At 42.2% G+C, this 26,237-nt stretch carries 29 protein-coding genes; 28 read left to right on the top strand and 1 reads right to left on the bottom strand.

Annotated elements, in window-relative coordinates; translation table 11 throughout:
- Positions 1 to 41: 41 nt before the first annotated feature.
- From fsa to MHB67_RS16935, 8 genes are all read left to right on the top strand, one after another.
- Complete coding sequence (gene fsa / locus MHB67_RS16970; RefSeq protein WP_024426351.1) at positions 42 to 680, top strand: fructose-6-phosphate aldolase; 639 nt, start codon at positions 42 to 44, stop codon at positions 678 to 680.
- A 247-nt stretch (positions 681 to 927) separates the two neighbouring features.
- On the top strand, positions 928 to 2,217 hold the full coding sequence (locus tag MHB67_RS16965) for a UDP-N-acetylglucosamine 1-carboxyvinyltransferase (protein ID WP_024423746.1): 1,290 nt from the start codon (positions 928 to 930) through the stop codon (positions 2,215 to 2,217).
- Positions 2,218 to 2,249: 32 nt separating this feature from the next.
- Positions 2,250 to 3,215, top strand: a complete 966-nt coding sequence (glpX, locus tag MHB67_RS16960; RefSeq protein ID WP_012011567.1) for a class II fructose-bisphosphatase — start codon at positions 2,250 to 2,252, stop codon at positions 3,213 to 3,215.
- 365 nt (positions 3,216 to 3,580) lie between these two features.
- Positions 3,581 to 4,864 (top strand): transcription termination factor Rho, encoded by a 1,284-nt coding sequence (gene rho / locus MHB67_RS16955; protein ID WP_008354975.1) that lies wholly within the window; start codon positions 3,581 to 3,583, stop codon positions 4,862 to 4,864.
- 132 nt (positions 4,865 to 4,996) lie between these two features.
- Positions 4,997 to 5,197: a 50S ribosomal protein L31 gene (rpmE, locus tag MHB67_RS16950; RefSeq protein WP_003215407.1), complete on the top strand. Its 201-nt coding sequence runs from the start codon at positions 4,997 to 4,999 to the stop codon at positions 5,195 to 5,197.
- A gap of 87 nt (positions 5,198 to 5,284) precedes the next feature.
- On the top strand, positions 5,285 to 5,887 hold the full coding sequence (locus MHB67_RS16945; protein WP_024426350.1) for a thymidine kinase: 603 nt from the start codon (positions 5,285 to 5,287) through the stop codon (positions 5,885 to 5,887).
- Positions 5,888 to 6,166: 279 nt separating this feature from the next.
- Positions 6,167 to 7,867 carry an oxaloacetate-decarboxylating malate dehydrogenase gene (gene malS, locus MHB67_RS16940; protein WP_046312945.1) on the top strand — a complete coding sequence of 567 codons (1,701 nt, stop codon included), beginning with the start codon at positions 6,167 to 6,169 and terminating at the stop codon, positions 7,865 to 7,867.
- Positions 7,868 to 7,957: 90 nt separating this feature from the next.
- On the top strand, positions 7,958 to 8,914 hold the full coding sequence (locus MHB67_RS16935; protein WP_024423743.1) for an AEC family transporter: 957 nt from the start codon (positions 7,958 to 7,960) through the stop codon (positions 8,912 to 8,914).
- A gap of 35 nt (positions 8,915 to 8,949) precedes the next feature.
- Here MHB67_RS16935 and racA read toward each other — a convergent pair whose 3' ends face one another.
- On the bottom strand, positions 8,950 to 9,498 hold the full coding sequence (gene racA / locus MHB67_RS16930; protein ID WP_197172997.1) for a chromosome-anchoring protein RacA: 549 nt from the start codon (positions 9,496 to 9,498) through the stop codon (positions 8,950 to 8,952).
- Between the two features lie 210 nt (positions 9,499 to 9,708).
- Between racA and prfA the strand changes: the two genes are divergently transcribed.
- The 20 genes from prfA (at position 9,709) to atpD (ending at position 26,236) form a co-directional block, all read left to right on the top strand.
- Positions 9,709 to 10,776 (top strand): peptide chain release factor 1, encoded by a 1,068-nt coding sequence (prfA, locus tag MHB67_RS16925; protein WP_024423741.1) that lies wholly within the window; start codon positions 9,709 to 9,711, stop codon positions 10,774 to 10,776.
- On the top strand, positions 10,766 to 11,650 hold the full coding sequence (gene prmC, locus MHB67_RS16920; RefSeq protein WP_342492657.1) for a peptide chain release factor N(5)-glutamine methyltransferase: 885 nt from the start codon (positions 10,766 to 10,768) through the stop codon (positions 11,648 to 11,650). The genes prfA and prmC overlap by 11 nt, the downstream gene beginning before the upstream one ends.
- 141 nt (positions 11,651 to 11,791) lie before the next feature.
- Positions 11,792 to 12,271: a hypothetical protein gene (locus MHB67_RS16915; protein ID WP_122631700.1), complete on the top strand. Its 480-nt coding sequence runs from the start codon at positions 11,792 to 11,794 to the stop codon at positions 12,269 to 12,271.
- 119 nt (positions 12,272 to 12,390) lie between these two features.
- Positions 12,391 to 13,047 (top strand): stage II sporulation protein R, encoded by a 657-nt coding sequence (gene spoIIR / locus MHB67_RS16910; protein ID WP_133744470.1) that lies wholly within the window; start codon positions 12,391 to 12,393, stop codon positions 13,045 to 13,047.
- Positions 13,048 to 13,110: 63 nt separating this feature from the next.
- Positions 13,111 to 13,554 carry a general stress acyl- n-acyltransferase gene (locus tag MHB67_RS16905; RefSeq protein WP_044330897.1) on the top strand — a complete coding sequence of 148 codons (444 nt, stop codon included), beginning with the start codon at positions 13,111 to 13,113 and terminating at the stop codon, positions 13,552 to 13,554.
- A gap of 161 nt (positions 13,555 to 13,715) precedes the next feature.
- Positions 13,716 to 14,768 carry an L-threonylcarbamoyladenylate synthase gene (locus tag MHB67_RS16900; RefSeq protein WP_133744471.1) on the top strand — a complete coding sequence of 351 codons (1,053 nt, stop codon included), beginning with the start codon at positions 13,716 to 13,718 and terminating at the stop codon, positions 14,766 to 14,768.
- 60 nt (positions 14,769 to 14,828) lie between these two features.
- Complete coding sequence (locus MHB67_RS16895; protein ID WP_342492656.1) at positions 14,829 to 15,383, top strand: manganese efflux pump; 555 nt, start codon at positions 14,829 to 14,831, stop codon at positions 15,381 to 15,383.
- A 63-nt stretch (positions 15,384 to 15,446) separates the two neighbouring features.
- Entirely contained in the window at positions 15,447 to 15,905 is a 459-nt protein-coding gene (locus MHB67_RS16890; protein WP_024423734.1) for a low molecular weight protein arginine phosphatase, read from the top strand.
- A 133-nt stretch (positions 15,906 to 16,038) separates the two neighbouring features.
- Complete coding sequence (gene rpiB / locus MHB67_RS16885) at positions 16,039 to 16,488, top strand: ribose 5-phosphate isomerase B (protein WP_003214714.1); 450 nt, start codon at positions 16,039 to 16,041, stop codon at positions 16,486 to 16,488.
- Positions 16,489 to 16,500: 12 nt separating this feature from the next.
- The gene (locus MHB67_RS16880; RefSeq protein ID WP_024423733.1) at positions 16,501 to 17,040 is read left to right on the top strand and encodes a TIGR01440 family protein; all 540 of its coding nucleotides are present in this window, start codon (positions 16,501 to 16,503) and stop codon (positions 17,038 to 17,040) included.
- Positions 17,041 to 17,217: 177 nt separating this feature from the next.
- Positions 17,218 to 18,465 (top strand): serine hydroxymethyltransferase, encoded by a 1,248-nt coding sequence (glyA, locus tag MHB67_RS16875; RefSeq protein ID WP_024423732.1) that lies wholly within the window; start codon positions 17,218 to 17,220, stop codon positions 18,463 to 18,465.
- 147 nt (positions 18,466 to 18,612) lie between these two features.
- Positions 18,613 to 19,242, top strand: a complete 630-nt coding sequence (gene upp, locus MHB67_RS16870) for a uracil phosphoribosyltransferase (RefSeq protein WP_003214553.1) — start codon at positions 18,613 to 18,615, stop codon at positions 19,240 to 19,242.
- A gap of 497 nt (positions 19,243 to 19,739) precedes the next feature.
- Positions 19,740 to 20,123: an ATP synthase subunit I gene (locus MHB67_RS16865; RefSeq protein ID WP_024423731.1), complete on the top strand. Its 384-nt coding sequence runs from the start codon at positions 19,740 to 19,742 to the stop codon at positions 20,121 to 20,123.
- A gap of 7 nt (positions 20,124 to 20,130) precedes the next feature.
- A complete protein-coding gene (atpB, locus tag MHB67_RS16860) occupies positions 20,131 to 20,865 on the top strand; it encodes a F0F1 ATP synthase subunit A (protein WP_024423730.1) in 735 nt (244 codons plus the stop codon).
- Between the two features lie 48 nt (positions 20,866 to 20,913).
- A complete protein-coding gene (gene atpE, locus MHB67_RS16855) occupies positions 20,914 to 21,126 on the top strand; it encodes a F0F1 ATP synthase subunit C (protein WP_003214968.1) in 213 nt (70 codons plus the stop codon).
- 120 nt (positions 21,127 to 21,246) lie between these two features.
- Complete coding sequence (gene atpF / locus MHB67_RS16850; RefSeq protein WP_008354935.1) at positions 21,247 to 21,768, top strand: F0F1 ATP synthase subunit B; 522 nt, start codon at positions 21,247 to 21,249, stop codon at positions 21,766 to 21,768.
- On the top strand, positions 21,765 to 22,310 hold the full coding sequence (locus MHB67_RS16845) for a F0F1 ATP synthase subunit delta (RefSeq protein WP_151862824.1): 546 nt from the start codon (positions 21,765 to 21,767) through the stop codon (positions 22,308 to 22,310). The genes atpF and MHB67_RS16845 overlap by 4 nt, the downstream gene beginning before the upstream one ends.
- Before the next feature lie 16 nt (positions 22,311 to 22,326).
- Positions 22,327 to 23,835 (top strand): F0F1 ATP synthase subunit alpha, encoded by a 1,509-nt coding sequence (atpA, locus tag MHB67_RS16840; RefSeq protein WP_024423728.1) that lies wholly within the window; start codon positions 22,327 to 22,329, stop codon positions 23,833 to 23,835.
- A gap of 88 nt (positions 23,836 to 23,923) precedes the next feature.
- Complete coding sequence (locus MHB67_RS16835; RefSeq protein ID WP_024423727.1) at positions 23,924 to 24,790, top strand: F0F1 ATP synthase subunit gamma; 867 nt, start codon at positions 23,924 to 23,926, stop codon at positions 24,788 to 24,790.
- A 24-nt stretch (positions 24,791 to 24,814) separates the two neighbouring features.
- On the top strand, positions 24,815 to 26,236 hold the full coding sequence (atpD, locus tag MHB67_RS16830) for a F0F1 ATP synthase subunit beta (RefSeq protein WP_008354929.1): 1,422 nt from the start codon (positions 24,815 to 24,817) through the stop codon (positions 26,234 to 26,236).
- The last annotated feature ends 1 nt before the right edge of the window (position 26,237 follow it).

The following is a 26,237-nucleotide window of genomic DNA, read 5'->3' as shown; positions in this document are numbered from 1 at the left end:
TTACATTTCAGACAATTTATTGATAGGAGAGTGGCACAGTTATGTTATTTTTCGTAGATACAGCGAATATTGAAGACATCAAAGAGGCGCACGAGCTTGGCATTTTAGCAGGCGTCACAACAAACCCTAGTTTAGTAGCGAAAGAAAAGGACGTCTCATTCCACGACCGCCTTCGCGAAATCACTGACGTGGTATCAGGTTCTGTCAGTGCAGAAGTGATTTCCTTAAAAGCAGAGGAAATGATTGAAGAAGGAAAAGAGCTAGCTGCCATCGCACCGAATATCACGGTCAAAATTCCAATGACTACAGATGGCCTTAAAGCTGTCAAAGCATTAACAGACCTTGGAATTAAAACAAACGTCACATTGATTTTTAGTGCAAACCAGGCACTTCTTGCAGCTAGAGCTGGTGCGACGTATGTTTCTCCATTCCTTGGCCGCTTAGATGACATTGGCCAAAATGGTCTTGATCTCATCAGCGAAGTGAAAACTATTTTTGATGTTCATGGATTAGATACACAAATCATTGCTGCATCTATTCGTCATCCGCAGCATGTGACAGAAGCTGCGCTTAGAGGTGCTCATATCGGCACAATGCCGCTGAAAGTCATCAAGCAGCTGACGAAACACCCATTAACGGATGCAGGCATTGAGCAATTTTTAGCAGACTGGAATAAATAAATGATTGTGGCAGGCGGGATCGTCTCTCGTTTGCCGCAGTTTTCCTTATAAACGCTAAGAAATGTTTTGTGCAAAGAAGAGAACATCACAGCCTCGCAAAGCTTCGATTATTTTTCTTCCGACAAATTTCGTTTAACCTGTATTCTTTCTCTTGATATTGGCTAAATTTTGGACAAGACCTTTTAAAGCGCGACATCCACAAACAGTATAACTCCAACAGTGATCTTCTTTAAGAAGGGAGACAAATATGGAAAAGTTAAACATTGCCGGCGGTGATCCCTTGCGCGGGACCGTACATATTAGTGGTGCGAAAAATAGTGCTGTGGCACTGATTCCTGCCACAATTCTTGCTGATTCTCCAGTAACCATTGAAGGCCTTCCGCATATATCAGATATCGACACATTACGGGATCTGTTAGAAGAAATTGGCGGAAAGGTCACTTTTGAAAAAGGTGAAATGGTTGTGAATCCTGTTTCCATGATCAGTATGCCGCTTCCTAATGGAAAAGTGAAGAAACTGCGTGCATCCTATTATTTAATGGGCGCCATGCTGGGCAGATTTAAGCAGGCTGTCATCGGACTGCCAGGAGGATGCCACTTAGGACCTAGGCCGATCGATCAGCATATCAAAGGCTTTGAAGCACTTGGAGCCGAGGTGACAAACGAGCAGGGTGCGATTTATTTGCGCGCTGAAAAATTAGTCGGAGCCCGGATTTATCTTGATGTTGTCAGTGTAGGTGCGACGATCAACATCATGCTGGCAGCCGTACTGGCTGAAGGAAAAACCGTGATTGAAAATGCTGCAAAGGAACCCGAAATTATTGATGTAGCGACACTGCTTGCAAGCATGGGAGCCAAAATCAAAGGTGCGGGTACCGATGTCATTCGAATCGAAGGTGTAGAATCTCTTCATGGCTGTAAGCATTCAATCATCCCTGACCGCATCGAAGCAGGAACATTTTTAATAGCTGGTGCAGCGATGGGTGATGAAGTTGTACTTGATAATGTGATCCCAACTCATTTAGAATCAATTACGGCGAAACTTAGAGAAATGGGGTTCACCATTGAAACGAGCAACGATCAGATGCTGATCGTTGGCAGAAACGAAGGACTCAAGCCTGTCGATATCAAAACCCTTGTGTATCCGGGCTTTCCGACTGACCTTCAGCAGCCGATGACGGCGCTGTTAACAAAAGCAAAAGGCACGAGTGTGGTCACAGATACGATCTACTCAGCACGCTTTAAGCACATTGACGAATTGCGTCGAATGGGTGCAAACATGAAGGTCGAAGGAAGATCTGCTATTATTACCGGACAAACACAGCTCCAAGGAGCAAAGGTTAAAGCAAGTGATCTGCGTGCAGGCGCTTGTCTTGTTGTCGCAGGGTTAATGGCAGACGGTGTGACCGAAATCACAGGGCTTGAACATATAGACAGAGGATATAGTTTGCTTGAGAAGAAGCTTGAAGGCTTGGGTGCAACCATCTGGCGTGAAAAGCTGAATGACCAAGAAATAGAAGAACTTCAAAATTCATAAGGCTTTGACTGTGAGAGGAGATTTGGACAAAAATGGAAAGAAGTTTATCGATGGAACTAGTACGGGTGACAGAAGCAGCTGCATTAAAATCTGCCCGTTGGATGGGAAGAGGATTAAAAGACGAAGCGGATGATGCTGCAACAAGTGCAATGCGTGATGTATTTGACACCATTCCGATGAAGGGGACAGTGGTCATTGGCGAAGGAGAAATGGACGAAGCACCAATGCTTTATATTGGGGAAAAGCTTGGGAACGGATATGGACCTCGCGTGGATGTCGCTGTTGATCCATTAGAAGGAACAAACATTGTGGCAAGCGGCGGCTGGAATGCCTTAGCTGTCATTGCAGTTGCAGATCATGGCAACCTGCTGAATGCACCTGATATGTACATGGATAAGATCGCAGTAGGTCCAGAAGCGGTAGGCTGCATCGACATTGAAGCGCCTGTCATTGATAATCTTCGCGCTGTTGCAAAAGCAAAAAACAAAGATATTGAAGATGTGGTTGCAACGATTTTAAACAGAGATCGACATGAGAAAATTATTGCTGAACTGAGAGAAGCAGGAGCAAGAATTAAACTGATCGACGATGGTGACGTTGCAGGAGCCATTAATACAGCATTTGATCACACAGGTGTTGATATTCTATTTGGTTCAGGCGGAGCGCCTGAGGGTGTCCTTTCTGCTGTTGCGTTAAAGGCACTTGGTGGTGAAATTCATGGTAAGCTTCTTCCTCAAAGTGAAGAAGAACTAAGACGCTGTGAGAAAATGGGGCTGGATGTTGGGAAAGTCCTCAGAATGGAAGATCTCGTAAAAGGAGATGACGCCATTTTTGCAGCGACAGGTGTAACGGACGGAGAATTACTTAAAGGTGTTCAATTCAAAGGCTCTGTTGGAACAACACATAGTGTTGTCATGCGTGCGAAATCAGGTACGGTTCGTTTCGTAGACGGCAGACACAGCTTAAAGAAAAAACCGAATCTTGTCATTCGTCCGTAATCTGAAAGCGGGTATTCATTACCCGCTTTTCATATAGGTGTCAAATGTATATCATTTTCTTTTAAAAGTTGAATATTCTCTGCAAATGAGGTAAAACTAAAGAGTGCTGCGAAATTTTCTGCGAATTTACTTCTTTTAAGCTTCAACAAGTTTAAATACTGCCGCATCATGACGATATACTCATTATCCTTCTCTATGTTGACAAAGCTCTATTTCACATTGTTCCTATCTTTCACGATAAAACGAGTGGGAGCGTTACCATCAGAGCGAGGTCATTCCAACAACAACGGAATTAAAAGCTAATCAAATACAATGGTCATGCATTTGTAAAGAAATACATTGACTAGAAAAGTGTGGTGTCCATATTGAAAGATGTATCGATTTCATCTTTGGAAAATATGAAATTAAAAGAGCTGTATGAGTTAGCAAAACGATACAAAATCTCTTATTACAGCAAACTAACAAAAAAAGAATTAATTTTTGCCATCTTAAAGGCGAACGCTGAGCAAGAGGATCTCTTATTTATGGAAGGGGTTCTTGAAATTATTCAGTCTGAGGGATTTGGTTTCTTAAGACCGATTAACTACTCACCAAGTTCTGAAGACATTTATATTTCAGCTTCACAAATCAGACGCTTTGATTTACGAAATGGAGATAAAGTGTCTGGAAAGGTACGACCTCCAAAAGAGAATGAACGCTACTATGGCCTCCTTCATGTAGAAGCGGTAAATGGGGACGACCCAGAATCAGCAAAGGAACGTGTTCACTTTCCTGCACTCACACCGCTATTTCCTGACCGTCAAATGATTCTTGAAACACAGCCTAATCACCTGTCTACTAGAATTATGGACATGATGGCGCCAGTTGGATTTGGACAGCGTGGTTTAATCGTTGCACCGCCTAAGGCTGGGAAAACCATTTTGCTTAAAGAAATTGCCAACAGCATTTCTGAAAATCACCCAGAGGCAGAGCTGATTGTCCTTTTGATTGACGAACGCCCAGAAGAAGTAACAGATATCGAACGTTCTGTTGCAGGGGATGTTGTTAGTTCAACCTTTGACGAAGTACCGGAAAACCACATTAAAGTAGCAGAGCTTGTCTTAGAGCGTGCGATGCGTCTTGTTGAACATAAGAAAGATGTCATCATCTTAATGGACAGCATCACAAGGCTTGCTCGTGCATACAACCTTGTGATTCCGCCAAGCGGCCGAACGCTTTCAGGCGGTATTGATCCTGCGGCTTTCCATCGTCCAAAACGCTTCTTTGGTGCTGCACGTAACATTGAAGAAGGCGGAAGCTTGACGATTTTAGCCACTGCACTTGTTGATACAGGATCACGTATGGATGACGTAATTTATGAAGAGTTTAAAGGAACTGGGAACATGGAGCTTCATTTGGACCGTTCTTTGGCCGAAAGAAGAATTTTCCCTGCGATCGACATTCGCCGTTCTGGTACGAGAAAAGAAGAACTGCTTGTGCCAAAAGAGCATCTTGATCGTTTATGGGCGATGAGAAAATCGATGTCAGATACACCTGACTTCGCTGAGAAGTTCATGCGCAAAATGAGAAAAACAAAGACAAACCAAGAATTTTTCGATATTTTAACGCAAGAATGGAAACAAGCCAATATGTCTGCATCAAGAAGATAGTTTCTCTGGAAAAATACATTTGCAATCATAGACTCACACTGTTATAATTTTATCATGTGCGTTTCAGAATTTATTTCTGAGATATTAACTCTGTTTCCGAATTGGATTCAGGGCGGAAGGAGATGACAGTAGATGAAAACAGGAATTCATCCTAACTACAAAAAAGCTACAGTCAAATGCGCTTGTGGAAATGAGTTTGAAACTGGATCAGTAAAAGAAGAGGTACGCATCGAGATTTGCTCTGAGTGCCATCCTTTCTATACAGGCCGTCAAAAATTCGCTTCTGCTGATGGACGTGTTGACCGCTTTAACAAAAAATACGGTCTTAAGTAATAATAGATACAATAAACAGGCAGGAATCCGTTCTTGCCTGTTTTTTTACGTGGATTGATGGAACTTTAAAACGGGGGAGAAGACCTTATGTATGTGATGAAACAAAGCGGTTGGCTTGAAGTCATCTGCGGCAGTATGTTTTCTGGAAAGTCGGAAGAATTGATTCGGAGAGCCAAAAGGGCCACCTTTGCCAAACAAGAAGTAAAAATATTCAAACCATCGATTGATAACCGATATAGTACAAGCTCAGTTGTGTCACATAACGGTTCATCATTAGATGGGATTGCAGTAGCCTCACCAAAAGACATAATAACGCACATATCAGAAAGAACCGATGTCATTGGCATTGATGAGGTGCAATTTTTTGATGAGACAATCATTGACATTGTCACTCAATTGGCTGACCAAGGCTATCGAGTCATTGTTGCAGGCCTGGATCAAGACTTCAGAGGAGAGCCATTTGGTGTTGTTCCGCATTTAATGGCATGTGCAGAGCTTGTAACAAAACTTCAAGCAGTTTGTTCGGTATGCGGCTCCCCAGCGAGTAGAACACAACGCTTGATCGACGGTAAACCCGCATCCTATGATGATCCTATTATTTTAGTAGGTGCGCAGGAATCATACGAAGCACGATGCAGACATCACCATGAAGTACCAAGACTTGATGTTGGTACAACACTTGACAAATAAAAAAATAGCAAATGCCGCTGTGTTTCGTTTTTCGAGATTTTGGCTGAACACCCATCATTTGTACTTAAATAAATTAAATAACACTACGATTAAATTATCTAATTTTCAACGCTTGCGTTTTGTCATAAGCAGGCATAAAATGACTAACTGTAGTGTAAAGCATTTAAACGAAAAGTTCGATTTCTTGTCATAATTTTTTTGATTAAGGATTTTTCTCCTTAATCGTTCTTTGGATTAATAGTTCACTTTATTTATATTTTAGAAAGAGGGTAGTTTTTGATGAACAACGTGAAGAAAACAAAAGAAGGGTACCTCGAAACCACTTTGACAGGTAAAGATGTATTATCGATTCCAACGTTGAACAAAGGCGTTGCTTTCTCTGAAGAAGAAAGACAAGAGCTTGGACTAGAAGGTTTACTTCCTCCAACGGTTCTAACTTTAGAACAGCAAGCGGAAAGAGCGTACAAGCAGTTTCTAGCTCAGCCGGATCGTCTTCGTCAAAACGTATACTTAAGTGATTTGCAAAACCGTAACGAAGTATTGTTCTACAAGCTTCTAACAGAAAAGCTTCGTGAAATGCTTCCAGTTGTGTACACACCAACTGTTGGTGAAGCGATTCAAGAATACAGCCATGAATACAGAAGACCTCATGGTGTCTATCTTTCAATTGACGACATTGACGGAATCGAGAAAGCATTTGAAAACTTGCACGCAACTGCTGGAGATATTGACCTCATCGTTGCAACTGACTCTGAGAGTATTCTTGGAATTGGTGACTGGGGTGTTGGTGGTATCAACATCGCAATCGGTAAATTAGCTGTTTACACGGCTGCAGCAGGTATTGATCCTAGCCGTGTGATTCCAGTTGTATTAGATGTTGGAACAAACAATGAAAAATTATTGAATGATCCATTATACATTGGGAACCATCACAAACGTGTACAAGGTGAAAAATACGAAGAATTCATTGATGCTTATGTGAAAGCAGCACTTAAATTCTTCCCGAAAGCATTGCTTCACTGGGAAGACCTTGGAAACAAAAATGCGCGTAACATCATGAAAAAATACAACGATAACATCTTAACGTTCAACGATGATATTCAAGGTACTGGTGCCATTACTTTAGCGGGTGTTCTTGCAGCTGTCAAGAAAACTGGTACTCAATTGAAAGATCACCGTGTTGTCATCTTCGGAGCTGGATCAGCTGGTATCGGAATTGCAGATCAAATGCGTGACACAATGGTTCTTGAAGGTCTAACAGAAGAAGAAGCAAACAATGCATTCTGGACATTAGACTACAGAGGATTGCTAACAGATCAATTTGAAGATGAAGTGCTTGATTTCCAAAAACCGTACCTGCGTACTTCTGATGAAGTCGAAGGCTGGGCACGCGATGAAAAAGGACAAATCTCATTTGCTGAAACTGTTCGCAGGGTGAAGCCGACCATCCTTATCGGTACATCAGGTCAAGGCGGCGCATTCACTGAAGAAATCATTAAAGAAATGGCAGCTCATACAGAGCGTCCAGTGATCATGCCAATGTCTAACCCAACACCGCTTGCTGAAGCTGTGCCAGAGGATCTATTCAAATGGACTGACGGCCGTGCGCTTGTTGCAACAGGAAGCCCGTTTGAAAACGTTGAGTATAACGGAATTGAACATGAAATCGGCCAATCAAACAATGCGTTCGTTTTCCCTGGACTTGGTCTTGGTTCAATCGTAACAGAATCAAAAATCATCACAAAAGGCATGTTCGTTGCTTCTGCGAATGCAATTGCTGAAATGGTTGATCATGAGAAACCAGGTGCTGGTCTTCTTCCAAGTATTGATAAATTGCAAGAAGTGTCAATTCATGTAGCTGTTGAAGTAGCGAAAGCAGCAATCAAAGATGGAGTCGCTAGAAGAACGCCTGACAACATCGAACAAGCTGTGAAAGACGCAATGTGGATTCCTGAATATAAAAAAATTGTAAGAGCATAATAAAATGTGTAACGCGGCATTGCTTCGGGTAATCTAAGCAATGCCGCAATAAATAAGAAACATGTAAAGGATTTAAGGAGGAAGAGTAAGATGGACTTTTTAAATATTTTGATCCTCCTAGCACCGATTTTTTTCGTTATCGCGCTGGGTTGGTTCGCAGGGAACTTCGGCAGCTATGACGCTAAATCTGCAAAAGGTGTAAGTACACTTGTTACAAAGTATGCTTTACCAGCGCACTTTATCGCCAGTATTCTGTCAACACCAAAAGATAAATTCTATAGTCAAATTCCATTTTTCGTTGCATTGATTTTCGGAATCGTTGGTTTTTATATCATTATCCTTTTAGTTACGAAATTTGCTTTTAAATATGATTTAACAGATTCTTCTGTTTTCTCGTTAAACTCAGCACAACCGACCTTTGCATTTATGGGGATTCCGGTCTTGGGCAGTTTATTTGGAGCTCAAGAGGTTGCAATTCCGATTGCGATTACCGGAATAGTTGTAAATGCATTGCTTGATCCAATTGCTATTATTGTGTCAACTGTCGGTGAAAAAACAAAAGGAAAAGCCAAAGAAGGCGAAAGCTTCCTAAAAATGACGACAAAAGCAATTTTACACGGTTTATCAGAGCCGCTTGCACTTGCACCGTTAGCCAGTATCATTCTTGTTCTTTTAGGATTTAAACTTCCTGCAATCGGACATGAAATGTTAGAGGAAATTGGCAGCGTCACATCAGGTGTGGCATTATTCGCAGTCGGTGTCACTGTTGGTATCCGCAAAATTAAATTAAGCTTGCCAGCCTTCAGTATTGCATTGCTAAAAGTAGCTGTACAACCATTACTTATGTATTTTATTGCCGTTCTTATGGGTCTTTCGGCTGATGAAATTACAAAAGCTGTATTGCTTGTTGCCTTCCCAGGTTCAGCTGTTGCAGCAATGATCGCAACACGATTTGAAAAACAAGAGGCGGAAACTGCATCCGCATTTGTGATCAGTGCCATCATGTCACTCATCACATTACCGATCATTATTGCACTTACCGTATAATATAGTAGAAAGGCTGCCAAACGAGGCAGCCTTTCTTAGCGAAATGAATGAAACAGAGGGAAGAGTACACGCTTTTTTTTGATGTCGGGGTGTGCGGTTTCCTTTTTTTCTTCTACTTGTGACGGTTGTTTCAAGGCTGCGGCGAGGCGGTCAAATTTTGTGGATAAGTCTTCAATTTCTCTGCGGTGCTGAAGCAGCTGATACGATACACCTTCATCTGCTTTTTTAGCCAATTTCCGTTCAAGCTCTTGCAGGCGGTCTTCTACATCAGTGACGTGTAATTGCTGTTGAATAAGCTCTTTTACTTGCTTTTCTAATGCTTCAATCCGCTGTATGGAGACATCAATTTCGGCAGCAGGTGCTGATTGACGAACGGTTTCCTTATGGATTGGCAGTTGAATGTCTTGGAGGATCACACCTTCACTCATTTGGTGTTTGACCTCTTTGAGCAGCTGTACGATATCTTCATGAAATTCATAATGTCCAAGTTCATTCCGGGCGACAGGGATGTTTAGCTGTTTGACCCAACGCTGAATCGTTTTTGAAGAAACACCAATTTCTTTTGCAACCTCATTTGTATTCAAACCAAATGCCCTCCCTTTTTTCAATTACAAGTACCATTCTCTTTTAAGAGTTCCTGTTCCTTCGCGTTAGACAAAACAAGTAACCAATCGCCAAAGATCGTGTTTTCTAGCGAAAAATTGCAGGAAGTCAATTGTTTTGGAAATTTTTTTGACTGTCATACCCCGCTATACTATAATTAGACTGTTACGCACAAAACAGAGGTGAAGACCATGTTAGACCGTTTAAAATCAATTGAAGAACGCTATGAAAAGCTAAATGAATATTTAAGTGACCCTGAAGTGGTGAACGACCCTAAGAAGCTTCGTGAATATTCGAAAGAACAATCCGATATTCAAGAAACTGTTGAGGTATATAGACAATATCGTGCGGCATACGATCAGCTGAATGATGCAAAAGCAATGCTCGAAGAGAAGCTGGATGCCGAGATGCGCGACATGGTCAAAGAAGAAATTTCAGAGCTCACAGAAGAAACGGAACGTTTAGAAGACGAGCTGAAAATCTTGCTGATCCCGAAAGATCCAAATGACGATAAGAACGTTATTGTGGAGGTTCGTGGTGCAGCGGGTGGAGAAGAAGCTGCTCTTTTTGCAGGAAACCTTTACCGTATGTACAGCCGTTATGCTGAAATGCAAGGCTGGAAAACGGAAGTGATGGAAGCGAGTGTCACTGGCACAGGCGGTTATAAAGAAATCATCTTTATGATCAGCGGGAAAGGCGCATACTCCAAACTAAAGTTTGAAAATGGTGCACACCGCGTGCAGCGTGTTCCAGAAACAGAATCAGGCGGACGGATCCATACATCTACTGCGACAGTCGCTGTATTACCTGAGGCTGAGGAAGTTGAAATTGATATCCATGAAAAAGATATCCGTGTGGATACATTTGCATCAAGCGGACCTGGCGGACAAAGTGTCAATACGACCATGTCTGCTGTTCGATTAACTCACCTTCCAACAGGTGTTGTTGTGTCCTGTCAGGATGAGAAATCACAAATTAAAAACAAAGAAAAAGCCATGAAAGTACTTCGTGCGAGAATTTATGATAAATTCCAGCGAGAAGCACAGGCTGAATATGATCAAACACGTAAATCTGCGGTTGGAACAGGGGATCGTTCAGAGCGTATCCGTACGTACAACTTCCCGCAAAACCGTGTAACAGACCACCGCATCGGATTGACGATTCAAAAGCTTGATCAAATTTTAGAAGGAAAACTTGACGAGGTCATTGATGCACTAATTATGGAAGACCAAGCAAGAAAGCTTCAAGATGCAAAATAAAGAGCGAACAATCTTCGAAGCCCTTAAATGGGCTTCTTCTTTGTTAACGGAAGCTGGCAGAGACCAAAATGCAGCAGAACTCCTGTTGATACATGTGCTCGGCTGGAGCAGAAGTGAGCTTCTTGCACGATTTCATGATGCGCTGCCTGAGGAGCAAGATCAACTGTTCAGCAAATTTGTGACGCAGCATAAGGCGGGTGTTCCTGTTCAGCATTTAACGGGTATTGAATTCTTTTACGGACGTCCTTTCGAGGTGAACAAGCATGTTCTTATTCCTCGTCCTGAAACGGAAGAAGTTGTTCTGGCGGCGCTCAATTTGGTAGGTGACGTTTTCCCGCCTGATCAGCCACTAAAAGCAGTTGACGTTGGCACAGGAAGCGGAGCCATTGCGATTACGCTGGCTCTTGAAAAAAAATCACTATCTGTCACAGCGACTGATATCTCACAAGAAGCGCTTGCGGTAGCAAAACGCAATCAACAAGCGCTCGGTGCAGACGTTCATTTTTTACATGGGGATTTGCTTGAACCGGTTATAGCTCAAGGCATTAAAGTAGATGTATTTATTTCCAATCCACCTTATATTGCGGCGGAAGAAATGGACAGTCTGTCTCAGGTTGTGACGAAGCATGAGCCGGTGAATGCGCTGACGGACGGACGCGATGGCTTGTGGTTTTATCAGCGTCTCGTTCATGATCTTCCCAGCGTGCTGAGTGATCAAGCAGTTGTTGTCTTTGAAATTGGACATACGCAAGGTCAAGATGTCACAGCGCTACTTGAGCAGGCATTTCCTAAAGCGGATGTCTGCATCGTCAAAGATATTAACGGAAAAGATCGAGCTGTTTGCGCATACATTCAAAACGGAAAGTCCGGCTGAAGAAAGCCGGACTATTTTATTATGTAAAGATGAAACTTATGGTAAAAGAGAAACGTATATATAGAAGAATGAACATTCTGATCATGATTTTTTACATAAATTTGTTTTGAAGGAGCGAATGGTGTGAACAAAAGGTATGCGATGGTGTTGGTCATCGTCAGTGTACTATTGATTGTGAGTGCTTGTGGTAAACCGAGCTTTAAAAAAGAGGCAGCAGCATTTGGAGAAAGCTATAAAAAAGCACAATACACAGTGAATCGAACGGATGACCTATCTGACATGAAAGAGAAGCTGAAGGTTTATTTAACCGAACATGAATATCAAGAATATACACAAGACAGCATGTTCCCGAGCATATTAGAAGCGGCGAAGGATCAAGATTGTCAAATTAAGCTGAAAAAAATTATGTTTTCGCCTTCAGATGAAAGCGATGACAGAATTGAATTTAACTATGAAATGGTGATCCAATTTATCGATCAAAAAGGAAAAGTCAAAAAAGAAATCGAGAAAAAAGGAGCCATGACTGTCATCAAAACAGAATCTGGTTTAAAAATCAGCCGAGATTGGGATGGGAGACTATACCCTTCTGACTACCAATCCTCACTCAAAAGTCGTTCTTAATGAGAACGGCTTTTTTGTTTTGACTCATAATCTATTAAAAAATTCATATTGACTGTTTATGAAATGAGTTTCCTGGACACAATGTTTGTAGCGAAGAGAAAAAGTGGGGGGAACACACAATGTTGAAAAGTAAAACGATGATTTATCTTTATATGTTTCTATTATTATGCGGTGCTTTTGCAAACCTTGGCAGAGAGGAGACGGCGGCTGCTTCTGCAAATCAGCCTGTTGTTATACCAGATGAAGCGATTCGATTACGCATTTTAGCAAATAGTGATCGTTCAGCTGATCAGGATGTGAAAAGAAGTATTCGTGACGAGGTCAATGCGAATATGACGGAGTGGGTCAAAGACCTCACATCCATTGAAGAAGCAAGACGTGTCATTCGATCAAAGCTGCCAGAAATCAATCGTATCGCCAAAGCGAAATTGAAGGAACAGCATATTGATCAATCTGTATCGGTCAGTTTCCAAAAAGCTTCATTTCCAACAAAACTCTATGGAAATTTCGTCTACCCTGCTGGGAAATATGAAGCCATTTTAATTACGCTTGGAGAAGGAGACGGTGCCAACTGGTGGTGTGTGTTATTTCCACCGCTCTGCTTTATCGATTTTTCAAACGGAGAAGCCATCGCCTCACCAGAAGGGGATGATGATAAACAAGTGACAGCGCAGCAAACGAAAGAGTCTGTTAATGAAGTGGTGAAAGAAGAGGAAGAAGAGACAGGTGAAGTGAAGTTCTTTCTGTTCGAATGGGTCTCTAGTCTTTTCTCTTAAAAAAGGTATAAATCGGTTTTTGCCTCATAGAGTTGAAGTAAGAGATCAAAAAGAGGTGAAAGCATGTATTATCAATTAAGAATAGCTACAGAAGAAGATGTCCCGGCGATCAATGCTTTTCTTGAAAAGGGACAAGCAAAAGGCGGAGTAACGCTTGCAGAGCGAACGGCATTTGTAGTGATGGAAGATGCGGATGGTCAGCTGGCAGGCTGCTTAGGTCTTGAACAGCTCAATGAACAAGAGGGATTGCTGCGGTCTCTTGTCATATCAGATAAGCTCGGTCAGGGACACATTGTCTCTTTGTTCCAAAGTGTTCAAACGCTCGGTGAAAAAATGGGTGTGGATACTTTTTATGTTGTCGCAAACCATTCCTCTTCCCATGATTTTTTGGCATTAATGGGCTTTACGCCTTTAAAGGAAATTCCAGAAAGCATATGGAGCTCTGCACATGCGAAAGAGACATTGGGGAAAGAACAGGCTGTGGTCCTGCAAAAAAAAGGCAGTTAATCACAAAATGATGGACTTATACACATACTTATCCACTATAAAACAAGCGTTATCCACAAATTGTGGACAACGCTTGTTTTATTGATCATCATCTTTTATACTTTCAAAAGGATAATTGAGATATATCAACAGTTTTATCTTTTTTAAAAGGAGTTTGTATGATGTTAAATACAAAAAGGTGGTCTGTGGATTTAGAAAAGGATTTATCCACATACTATCCACAAATTAAACAGGCGGCCGATCTGCTGAAGCAAAATGAAGTGGTTGCTTTCCCGACAGAGACCGTTTACGGACTCGGGGCAAATGCGAAAGAGACAGAAGCCGTGATGAAAATTTATGAAGCGAAAGGGCGTCCGAGTGATAATCCGTTGATTGTTCACATTGCGGAGGTTCAGCAGCTTCACGAATTTGCACAAATAGAAAGCGAAAAAGCGAAGGCGCTGATGGATGCCTTTTGGCCGGGCGCCTTAACCATTGTTCTTCCGTGTAAACCGGGCACTTTATCAAAGCAGGTTACAGCAGGTTTATCCACAGTAGGTGTGAGAATGCCTGACCATCCCATTGCGCTTGAGCTGATCCGAGCAGCGGGTCTGCCAATTGCTGCACCAAGTGCCAATTGTTCGGGAAAGCCTTCACCAACTCAAGCTGACCATGTAGCCAGTGATCTCGAAGGAAGAATCGCTGGGATTGTGGATGGCGGTTCAACAGGTATTGGCGTTGAGTCAACGGTTGTATCCTGTATCGGTGAGACCCCAGTGATTTTAAGACCAGGCGGAATTACAAAAGAAGCATTAGAAGAGGTCGTGGGGACGGTGAGTGTGGACCCAGGGCTGACAAAAAAGGACGAAGCGCCTGTATCGCCGGGAATGAAATACACACATTATGCACCTGAAGCCAAGATGTATATCTTTCATGGAAGTGATGAAGACATGCAGTGTCACATTCAGAAATACAGAGCTGAAGGTTTAAAAGTCGGAGTGCTGACAACAGAAGAAAAGAAATCGCTGTTTGCGGCAGATGTTGTGTACAGCTGTGGATGGAGAGAAAAACCTGAAACGGTTGCTGCAAACCTTTATCGTGTACTGAGACAATTTGATGAAACAGATGTAGACTTGATCATTTCAGAAGCCTTTTCAGAGCAGGGAGTCGGTTCTGCCATTATGAACCGTCTGCAAAAAGCCGCAGGAGGGCGTACACTCCCTTCGTTCCAATAGTTCTAACCTTTCTTGGACAAACATAGGTTAAAGAAGAATGTGTGTCCAAGGGGGATTTACATGAACGAACTAGCTGGCGAATTGCTGACACTCAGCATCATGGCTTTTGCACTTGGGATGGATGCTTTTTCGGTTGGACTTGGTATGGGAATGATTCAGCTGAGGTTCCGCCAGATCATTTATATTGGACTTGTTATTGGGATATTTCATATGTTTATGCCGCTTTTTGGCATGCTGACAGGTCAGCTCTTATCTGGATGGCTTGGTCTTCTTGCCACCTATATTGGCGGGACGCTGCTTTTGGTGCTGGGACTGCAAATGATTGTTGCTTCTATCCGCAAAGAGGATAAGCCCTTTATCGCACCAGTTGGGGCTGGTCTCGTTCTTTTTGCGACAAGTGTAAGCCTAGACAGCTTCTCCGTTGGTTTAAGCCTCGGAATTTACGGTTCCCAGGTGTGGATGACTATATTATTGTTTGGTTTTTTTAGTATGCTCCTCACATGGCTCGGATTATTACTCGGTAAACAGGTTCGGTCATGGGTTGGTTCATATAGCGGTGCGCTTGGCGGAATCATTTTACTAGCCTTTGGTATCAAATTATTATTTCCGCTCTAGCCAGTCTCCTTACATAACATGTAGAATGAAATGCTATATAATAGAAGAAAAGGAGGGCGAAAGATGAAAATCTTATTTGTTTGTACGGGAAATACATGCAGAAGTCCAATGGCTCAAGCCCTTTTTGCTTCCATTGCAGATGAAAAAGGTTTAGAGGTCACTGTAAAATCAGCGGGCATTTTTGCCTCCGATGAAGGGAAGGCTTCTCCTCAAGCGATCGAAGCATTATTTGAGAAAAGCATTCCACTGAATCACTCATCATCAAAATTGACAGAGGATCTTCTGCGCGAAGCTCATTACGTCTTCACGATGACGATGCAGCATAAACAGTTGATTGCAGAGCAATATGCGCATGCAAAAGGCAAGGTCTTCACTTTAAAGGAATTTGCGACAGGAACAGAAGGCGATGTATCCGATCCGTTTGGAGGAAGTCTTTCTGTTTATCAGGAAACTCGAGATGAACTAGAAGCCTTACTGTATCAGCTCGCTGAGAAGCTGAAAAAAGATCATCATAATAGATAACCTGTAAAACCGTTGCCTCAACGGTTTTTCTGCTATTGTTTGCAAATCACTAGGTAGAGGTTAAAATATAACTGTGAATAAAGAATGAATGTAAGACATAACAGATCAACTCACCCTTAGGAGGAATTGCCCGATGAAAGTAGCCATTGCATCCGATCACGGCGGAACGAATATTCGTGAAGAAATCAAACAACTGATGGATGAATTGAAGATTGAATACATTGATATGGGTTGTGAATGCGGATCAGGTTCTGTAGACTACCCAGATTATGCTTTCCCTGTAGCCAATATGGTGGCAAACGGAGAAGTCGACCGCGGCATTTTAATTTGTGGGACAGGCATCGGCATGAGCATCTCAGCAAATAAAGTAAAAGGAATTCGCTGTGCATTGGCTCATGATACATTTAGTGCGAAAGCAACGAGAGAACATAATGATACGAACGTTCTTGCAATGGGAGAGCGAGTGATTGGACCAGGATTAGCACGTGAGATTGCGCACATTTGGCTGACGACAGAGTTTACAGCAGGACGCCATGCTGTGCGGATTGGCAAAATTGCTGATTACGAAGAAAAGCACCTATAAGGAGCGCTTAACATGAACATTGGTCAAGATTGGCTTGAAATGTTAAAAGAGTTTCATCAAACAGTTGAATTGCGTGCCGGGCAAATCTTAGTCATTGGCTGCAGTACGTCAGAAGTGGCTGGTGAGCATATTGGTACTGCAGGAAGTGAGCAAATTGCTGCCTCTATCTATCAAGAATTGGATCAGTTAAGACGAGAGACCGGGATTGAACTCGCCTTTCAATGCTGTGAACATCTAAATCGTGCCCTTGTTGTTGAAGAAGAAGTGGCTTTCCGTTTTAACCTGGAGATCGTAGCTGCAGTACCTGTCCGTAAAGCGGGTGGTTCGATGGCGGCTCATGCATATCAGCAAATGGAACATCCTGTATTAGTCGAATGCATTGAGGCACATGCTGGAATTGATATCGGCGATACGTTAATTGGGATGCACTTAAAGAGAGTCGCTGTACCTGTCCGCCTCAGTCGTCATCGATTAGGACATGCACATGTGACTTTTGCGAAAACGCGTCCGAAGCTGATTGGCGGAGAACGAGCCGTTTATACAAGATCATAGCTTCGATATATTTCTAATATAATGTTGAATGATGAAGACGCTTTACCACTTGAATATTCGGGTTTTCATAAAAAAGAAGTCGATTTTCCAAAAAAAACTTTTACATTTTACTCAAAAACCGTGTACAATGAGATGGTGAAAACATCGAATGGAAATAGATTGGAGAGGATTTCGCTGATGAAACATTTACCTGAGCAAGACGCACAAGTATTCAAAGCAATTCAACTAGAGCGGAAACGCCAGCAGGACAAAATCGAATTAATTGCATCAGAAAACTTCGTAAGCGAAGCAGTCATGGAAGCACAGGGCTCTGTATTAACAAACAAATACGCTGAGGGCTATCCTGGTAAACGCTACTATGGCGGCTGTGAACATGTAGACGTTGTGGAAGATATCGCACGTGACCGCGCAAAAGAAATTTTTGGCGCTGAGTATGTGAACGTACAGCCTCACTCAGGTGCTCAAGCGAACATGGCCGTATACTTTACAATTCTTGAGCATGGCGATACAGTACTTGGCATGAACTTATCACATGGCGGGCATTTAACACATGGAAGCCCTGTAAACTTTAGTGGTGTACAGTACAACTTTGTAGAATATGGTGTAGATAAAGAAACTCAGCATATCGACTATCAAGATGTACTTGAAAAAGCACGTGAACATAAGCCGAAACTCATCGTTGCGGGTGCAAGTGCATACCCACGCCAAATTGATTTCAAAAAGTTCCGTGAGATTGCTGATGAAGTCGGTGCTTACTTTATGGTCGACATGGCTCACATTGCTGGTCTTGTTGCAGCAGGTCTTCATCCAAATCCAGTTCCTTACGCAGATTTTGTGACAACAACAACTCACAAAACATTACGCGGACCTCGCGGCGGAATGATCCTATGCCGTGAAGAGTTTGGTAAAAAGATCGACAAATCGATCTTCCCTGGTATTCAAGGTGGCCCACTGATGCATGTCATCTCTGCAAAAGCTGTTTCTTTCGGTGAAGTATTGAACGGAGATTTCAAAACATATGCACAAAACGTCATTAATAATGCAAAACAACTAGCTGAAACACTTTTATCTGAAGATATTCAGCTTGTATCTGGCGGAACAGATAACCATCTTGTTCTCATCGACTTGCGTTCTCTTGGCATCACAGGAAAAATTGCAGAAAACGTTCTTGATGAAATCGGTATTACAGTGAACAAAAATGCAATTCCTTATGATCCAGAGAAACCATTTGTCACAAGTGGTGTACGTGTAGGTACAGCAGCAGTAACAAGCCGCGGTTTTGATCAAGAAGCGATGAAAGAAGTCGGTTCCATTATTGCACTTGCGCTAAAACATCATGAAGATGAAGCGAAATTAGAAGAGGCGAAAAAGCGTGTATCTGATCTTACGGCCCGTTTCCCTCTATATAACGAATTAGATTATTAAAAAACAGACCCATTTGCCTATTTTTGGCATGTGGGTTTTTTTTGTAGGATTTGCGAATCATATTGAAAGATGATGTCTTTTTATGTAGAATTGTAGGAAGTGTGCAAAGTTCACCGGAAGATGACAGAAAAGGAGTTGTAGCAAGCAATGGCAAAGGTTTATGTATTTGATCACCCGCTTATTCAGCACAAACTTACATATATTCGTGACGTTCATACAGGAACTAAAGAATTTAGAGAGCTAGTGGATGAAGTCGCAACATTAATGGCATTTGAAATCACAAGAGACTTACCGCTTGAAGAGGTAGATGTAGAAACACCTGTACAAGTAGCGAAATCAAACGTGATCTCAGGGAAGAAACTCGGGGTTGTGCCAATTTTAAGAGCAGGTCTTGGAATGGTAGACGGGATTTTGAAACTCATTCCAGCTGCTAAAGTGGGACATGTCGGTTTATACCGCGATCCGAAAACATTAAAGCCTGTTGAATATTATGTGAAGCTTCCATCAGATGTGGAAGAACGTGAATTTATCGTAGTAGACCCAATGCTTGCAACTGGCGGTTCAGCAGTCGAAGCGTTAAACAGCTTGAAAAAACGCGGTGCGAAAAACATTCGCTTTATGTGTCTGATTGCTGCCCCTGAAGGTGTAGAAGAAATGCAAAAGCATCATCCAGATGTTGATATCTACATTGCAGCATTAGATGAGAAACTAAACGAAAAAGGTTACATCATCCCAGGTCTTGGGGATGCTGGTGACCGTATGTACGGAACGAAATAAGAAAGTCTTAATAAAAGCCCACATGCAAACGTGCATGTGGGCTTTTTGAAATATATGACAAAGGATTGATACCGTTCTTAGAAAAATCAATGTATACTGAACATTGGCTGTTTTTTTCAATGAATGTCACATCTCTCCTAAAGTTTGATGAAATTGTGAACATTTTGTGTGCTCTATCACTATAGAAAAGTTTTTTAACTTTCAACCGATTGACACATCATAGACGCTATTGTATGCTAAACGAGGGTATTATGGTAAGGTTTTCATAGCCTATAGCACTCTACTAATCCTCATTGTGAACCCTTTAATAATCAGGGTTTGTATCAACGAATGAAGCAGCATCCCATAGATCTAAAGATTTCAAGTCTGATTGTGCAATTAGACCGATGGGTGATTGATTTTTTTCGAATAGGACGGCTTATCATCAGCGTCTTCTACGCAGTTTTCATCACCATTTATCACCTTTTTTACAATACTTTTCATCGGGAGTCAGATGAATGAACGATCCAAACGCGATTTTCCGCAGACAGAGTAAATACATGTTCTATCTATTGGCAATTTTTGTGTTTGGCTATGCCATGCCTGGTTTTAAACCATTGTTTCTTGGTTTCATTATCGGCACAATTTTTGCTTTCTTTAATTTATTCCTACTTATACGGAGAATGCACGCTTTTGATCGAGCGGTTAAAAAAGGAAAATCCATTCGTTCAATGGGAAGTACAGCCAGGTGGGCCAACGCGATTCTCGCAGTAGCGATTGCTTGGCGTTACCCTAATGAAGTTCATCTGGCAGGTGTTGTTATAGGATTAATGACAATATATCCTGTCATTATGATAGATTCCTTCATTCAACTTAAACGTTCTACTATGGAAGAGAGGTGAATACTCTTTGGGTCACAGTTCAAAAACTACAGAATTTTTAGGGTTAACGTTCAACTTATCCAATGTTCTCATGATTACGATTGCTAGTATCATCGTTCTTCTCATAGCGGTGCTGACTACTCGTGTTCTGTCTATTCGTCCGACTAAGGCGCAGAACTTCATGGAATGGATCGTTGATTTTGTTCGAAATATCATAGGTAGTTCGATGGACATGAAAACAGGAGCCCCATTTCTAGCGCTTGGCGTTACATTACTCATGTACATATTTGTTTCAAACATGCTTGGACTGCCGTTCTCGATTACGGTCGATCACAACTTGTGGTGGAAATCACCAACTGCTGATCCTGCAATCACAATGACACTAGCAATTATGGTCATGGGACTTACACACTTCTACGGTGTCAAGGCAAAAGGAGTCAAGGAATATACGAAAGACTTCTTCAAGCCAATCCCATATTTAGTGCCGCTGAAAATCATTGAAGAATTTGCAAACACGCTAACACTTGGTTTGCGTCTTTACGGAAATATTTTCGCTGGAGAGATTCTTCTTGGGTTACTTGCAGGACTTGCGACCAATTTCTACACGCAAAATATTGCGCTTGGTATCGTTGGTACATTAGGTGCCATCGTGCCGATGATTGTATGGCAGGCATTCAGTTTGTTTGTCGGAACAATCCAGGCATTTATCTTCACCATGCTGACAATGGTGTACATTTCCCATAAAGTCAGCGACGAACACTAAAAAATTGAGAGTCCAAAAAGGACGTTATTTTAAAGGAGGAGCTTTTTAATGAATTTAATAGCAGCAGCAATTGCAATCGGTTTAGGAGCACTAGGAGCAGGTATTGGTAACGGTCTAATCGTATCTAAAACAGTTGAAGGAATCGCTCGTCAGCCAGAAGCTGGTAGAGAACTAAGAACACTTATGTTCATCGGGGTCGCTTTAGTTGAGGCACTTCCAATTATCGCTGTCGTTATCGCATTCTTGGCATTCTTTGGTTAATATGTGAGAAGCGTTCTAATATGAATTTTAATGGCGAAGATCAGATTAGTTCGAAACTTCGCCATTCCTTTATGTTTTGTTTCTTAACATATTATTTAAAGAAGGGAGTTGCCGTACTAAATGTCTCAGTTACCAGTGGTTTTAGGAGCAGGGGGCTTAAGTTTCAACGCCGGTGATATGTTATTCCAGCTTATCGCTATGCTCATTTTGCTTGCACTTTTAAAGAAATTTGCGCTTAAACCTTTATTAGGTATTATGAAGCAGCGTGAAGATTATATAGGAAATGAAATTTCAAGTGCTGAACAAAAGCACGTTCAAGCTGAAAAGCTTCTTGAAGAACAACGTGTCTTATTGAAAGAAGCACGCGAAGAATCACATACACTCATCGAAAATGCGAAAAAGATTGGTGAGAAACAAAAAGAAGAGATCATTCAAGCAGCACGTCAAGAATCAGAGCGCTTGAAAGAGTCTGCTAGAACTGAAATCGTGAAAGAAAAAGAACAAGCTGTGGCTGCACTGCGTGAGCAGGTTGCATCACTATCTGTGTTGATTGCATCTAAAGTGATTGAAAAAGAACTTGATGAGCAGGCACAAGAGAAATTGATTCAAGAGTACCTTAAAGAGGCAGGCGAAAGCCGATGAGCGTAACTATTGTCTCTAAGCGTTACGCTTCTGCTCTTTTTGACATCGTTCTTGCTTCTTCGGCAGTAGACGAAACTGAAAAAGAGCTGAATGAGATCAAAAAAGTTCTAAAGGCTGATCAAGAGCTCAATGACTTTCTTGTTCATCCAAAGATTACGGCAGACAAAAAGAAACATTTGATTGCCGAAGCTTTCAAAGGTGTTTCTACTTATGTATTGCACACAATGTATTTACTGATTGACCGCGGACGCACGAATATTTTCTCTGAAATGACGTCTGAGTTTGTGAAACTTGCAAACCGCACGAAACAAATAGACGATGCGGTCGTGTATTCAGTGAAACCGCTGAGCGGTGCTGAAATTCAATCTTTATCTGAAGTATTTGCCAAAAAAGCCGGAGTCACATCACTGCGTGTTGAAAATGTGATTGACAAGGATCTAATAGGCGGAGTGAAAATCCGTATCGGAAACCGCATTTATGACGGCAGTGTCAGCGGAAAGCTTTCCCGCATTGAACGTCAGCTTGCAGGCGAAAATCGTTAGAAGGGGTGAAACCTTAGTGAGTATCAAAGCTGAAGAGATTAGCGCGCTGATAAAGCAGCAAATCCAAAACTATCAATCAGAAATTGAAGTAAAAGATGTCGGTACAGTCATTCAAGTAGGGGACGGTATCGCGCGTGTACATGGCCTTGACAACATTATGGCAGGAGAGCTGGTTGAGTTCTCTAACGGTGTAATGGGTATGGCTCAAAACCTTGAGGAGTCTAACGTAGGTATCGTTATTTTAGGACCTTACAAAGATATCCGCGAAGGTGACGACGTAAAACGTACAGGTCGTATCATGGAGGTTCCAGTAGGTGAAGAGTTAATCGGACGTATTGTGAACCCGCTTGGTCAGCCTGTTGATGGACTAGGTCCGATCTTAACAAGCAAAACACGTCCAATCGAAAGTGAAGCACCTGGCGTTATGGATCGTAAATCTGTACATGAGCCGCTTCAAACAGGAATTAAAGCAATTGATGCCTTGATTCCAATCGGCCGCGGACAGCGTGAATTGATCATTGGTGACCGTCAAACAGGTAAAACATCTGTTGCAATCGATACGATTCTAAACCAAAAAGATCAAGACATGATCTGTATTTATGTAGCTATCGGACAAAAAGAATCTACGGTTCGTGGTGTTGTTGAAACACTTCGTAAGCATGGTGCGCTTGACTACACAATCGTTGTCACAGCTTCTGCATCACAGCCAGCTCCACTTCTTTACCTTGCTCCTTATGCAGGTGTAACGATGGGTGAGGAATTCATGTATAACGGCAAGCACGTACTTGTTGTCTATGATGACCTTTCTAAACAAGCGGCAGCTTACCGTGAGCTTTCATTATTGCTTCGTCGTCCTCCAGGTCGTGAGGCATTCCCTGGTGATGTTTTCTATCTTCACTCTCGTTTATTAGAACGTGCAGCGAAGCTTAGTGACGAAAAGGGTGGCGGTTCTATCACAGCATTGCCTTTCGTAGAAACGCAGGCTGGCGATATCTCTGCATATATCCCAACAAACGTTATTTCCATCACAGATGGACAGATTTTCTTACAATCTGACCTCTTCTTCTCAGGCGTACGTCCAGCGGTAAACGCAGGATTGTCTGTATCCCGTGTAGGTGGTTCTGCACAAATCAAAGCGATGAAAAAGGTAGCAGGTACACTTCGTCTGGATCTTGCTTCTTATCGTGAGCTTGAAGCATTCGCTCAGTTTGGATCTGATCTAGACCAAGCCACTCAAGCGAAATTAAACCGTGGTGCAAGAACAGTGGAAGTCTTAAAACAAGACTTGAACAAACCGCTTAAAGTTGAAAAACAGGTAGCGATTCTTTACGCACTAACAAGAGGATACTTAGACGATGTAGCCATTGCTGATGTTAAACGTTTTGAAGCTGAGTTATTCTTGTACATTGAAGAAAACCATAAAGGCTTGTTTGACACAATCTCTCAAACAGGAAATATGCCTGCTGATGAAGAGTGGAAGACAGCAATCGAAGGCTTTAAACGTACGTTTGCACCAAGCAACTAATTAGTAATCTTTCCGAGAGAAAAAGATTCTCTTTTTCTCTCTTTTCACGTAAATGAACACGGATTCCTGAAAAAAGGTGGTGAAATCTTTGGCCTCATTACGCGATATAAAGTCAAGGATCACGTCAACGAAAAAATCGAGTCAGATCACAAAAGCGATGCAAATGGTATCAGCTGCGAAACTGAATCGTGCTGAAAACAATGCGAAGTCTTTTGTTCCTTACATGGAGAAAATCCAGGAAGTGGTTGCTGCAATCGCAACTGGAACAAGTGCTAAGCACCCAATGCTTCTTTCAAGACCTGTCAAAAAAACAGGGTATCTCGTTATTACATCTGATCGAGGGCTTGCAGGACCTTTTAACAGCTCGATTTTGCGTGCAGCTTACCAAACCATTCAATCTCGTCATCAATCCGCTGATGAATATGCGGTGATTGTCATTGGTAAAATCGGACGCGACTTCTTCAAAAAGCGTGGTATTCCAGTTATTTCTGAAGTAACAGGGCTTGGAGACGAAGTAGCGTTTGCTGATATTAAAGAATTAGCAAGCAGTACAGTTCAAATGTTCTCTGATGAAGCGTTTGATGAACTTTACATGTTCTACAACCACTTTGTCAGTGCGATTTCACAAGAAGTAACAGAGAAGAAATTATTGCCGCTAACGGACCTTTCGGCCGCAGCGACACCAAATAAACGTTCCGCATCTTATGAGTTTGAGCCTTCTGAAGAAGAGATTCTTGAAGTTCTCCTTCCTCAATATGCAGAGAGTTTGATTTTCGGTGCGCTTCTTGACAGCAAAGCAAGTGAACATGCTGCAAGAATGACAGCAATGAAGAGTGCAACAGACAACGCAAAAGAATTGATCGACAGCCTGACACTCTCTTACAACCGTGCTCGTCAAGCAGCGATTACACAAGAGATTACAGAAATTGTCGGCGGAGCAGCTGCCTTAGAATAGAAATAATTGTCAGGAGGGAATGCAATGAAAACAGGACGCATCAGTCAGATCATGGGACCAGTCGTAGACGTTCGTTTTGAAGACGGTCACTTGCCTGAGATTTATAATGCGATCAAAGTTTCGCATAAAGCGGAAAGCGAAAGTGAAGTTGATATCGACTTAACTTTAGAAGTAGCACTACATTTAGGTGACGATACAGTGAGAACCATCGCAATGGCATCAACAGACGGTGTGAAGCGCGGTATGGAAGCTGTAGACCTTGGAAAACCAATTTCAGTACCAGTTGGTAACGTAACACTTGGACGTGTATTCAACGTACTGGGAGATAACATTGACTTAGATGAGCCACTTGGTGTGGAAGCTCAAAGAGATCCAATCCACAGACAAGCGCCTTCTTTTGATCAACTTTCTACAGAAGTTGAAATTCTTGAAACAGGTATCAAAGTTGTTGACCTGCTTGCTCCTTACATCAAAGGTGGAAAGATCGGTCTATTCGGTGGAGCTGGTGTAGGTAAAACCGTTCTGATTCAAGAATTGATCAACAACATCGCACAAGAACACGGCGGTATTTCTGTATTCGCTGGTGTTGGAGAGCGTACACGTGAAGGAAACGACCTTTACTACGAAATGAAAGATTCTGGCGTTATCGAAAAAACAGCCATGGTCTTCGGTCAAATGAACGAGCCGCCAGGTGCACGTATGCGTGTTGCCCTAACTGGCTTGACAATGGCAGAGCATTTCCGTGATGAACAAGGTCAAGACGTATTGTTCTTCATCGATAATATCTATCGCTTTACACAAGCAGGTTCTGAAGTATCAGCCCTTCTTGGACGTATGCCTTCAGCGGTAGGTTATCAGCCGACACTTGCAACAGAAATGGGTCAGCTGCAAGAGCGTATCACGTCTACAAACGTAGGATCGGTTACATCGATTCAAGCGATCTATGTACCTGCGGATGACTACACGGATCCAGCTCCAGCAACTACGTTCGCTCACCTTGATGCAACGACAAACCTTGAGCGTAAGCTGACTGAAATGGGTATTTACCCAGCAGTTGATCCTCTTGCTTCAACATCTCGTGCACTTGCACCTGAGATTGTTGGTGAAGAGCATTATGCGATTGCGCGTGAAGTGCAGCAAACATTGCAGCGTTATAAAGAGCTGCAGGATATTATTGCCATTTTAGGTATGGATGAATTATCTGAGGACGATAAGCTTGTGGTACACAGAGCGCGTCGTGTTCAATTCTTCCTATCTCAAAACTTCCACGTAGCAGAGCAGTTCACTGGCCAAAAGGGTTCTTATGTGCCATTGAAAGAAACTGTTAAAGGCTTCAAGGAAATCTTATCTGGTAAATACGATCACCTTCCAGAAGATGCATTCCGCTTAGTTGGACGCATTGAAGAAGTGGTTGAAAAAGCCAAAGAGATGGGTGTAGAGGCCTAAT

Origin of the sequence: Bacillus sp. FSL H8-0516, from assembly GCF_038635285.1 — a bacterium.
GTDB lineage: Bacteria > Bacillota > Bacilli > Bacillales > Bacillaceae > Bacillus > Bacillus safensis.
This window is presented reverse-complemented; position numbering and strand designations above follow the sequence as displayed.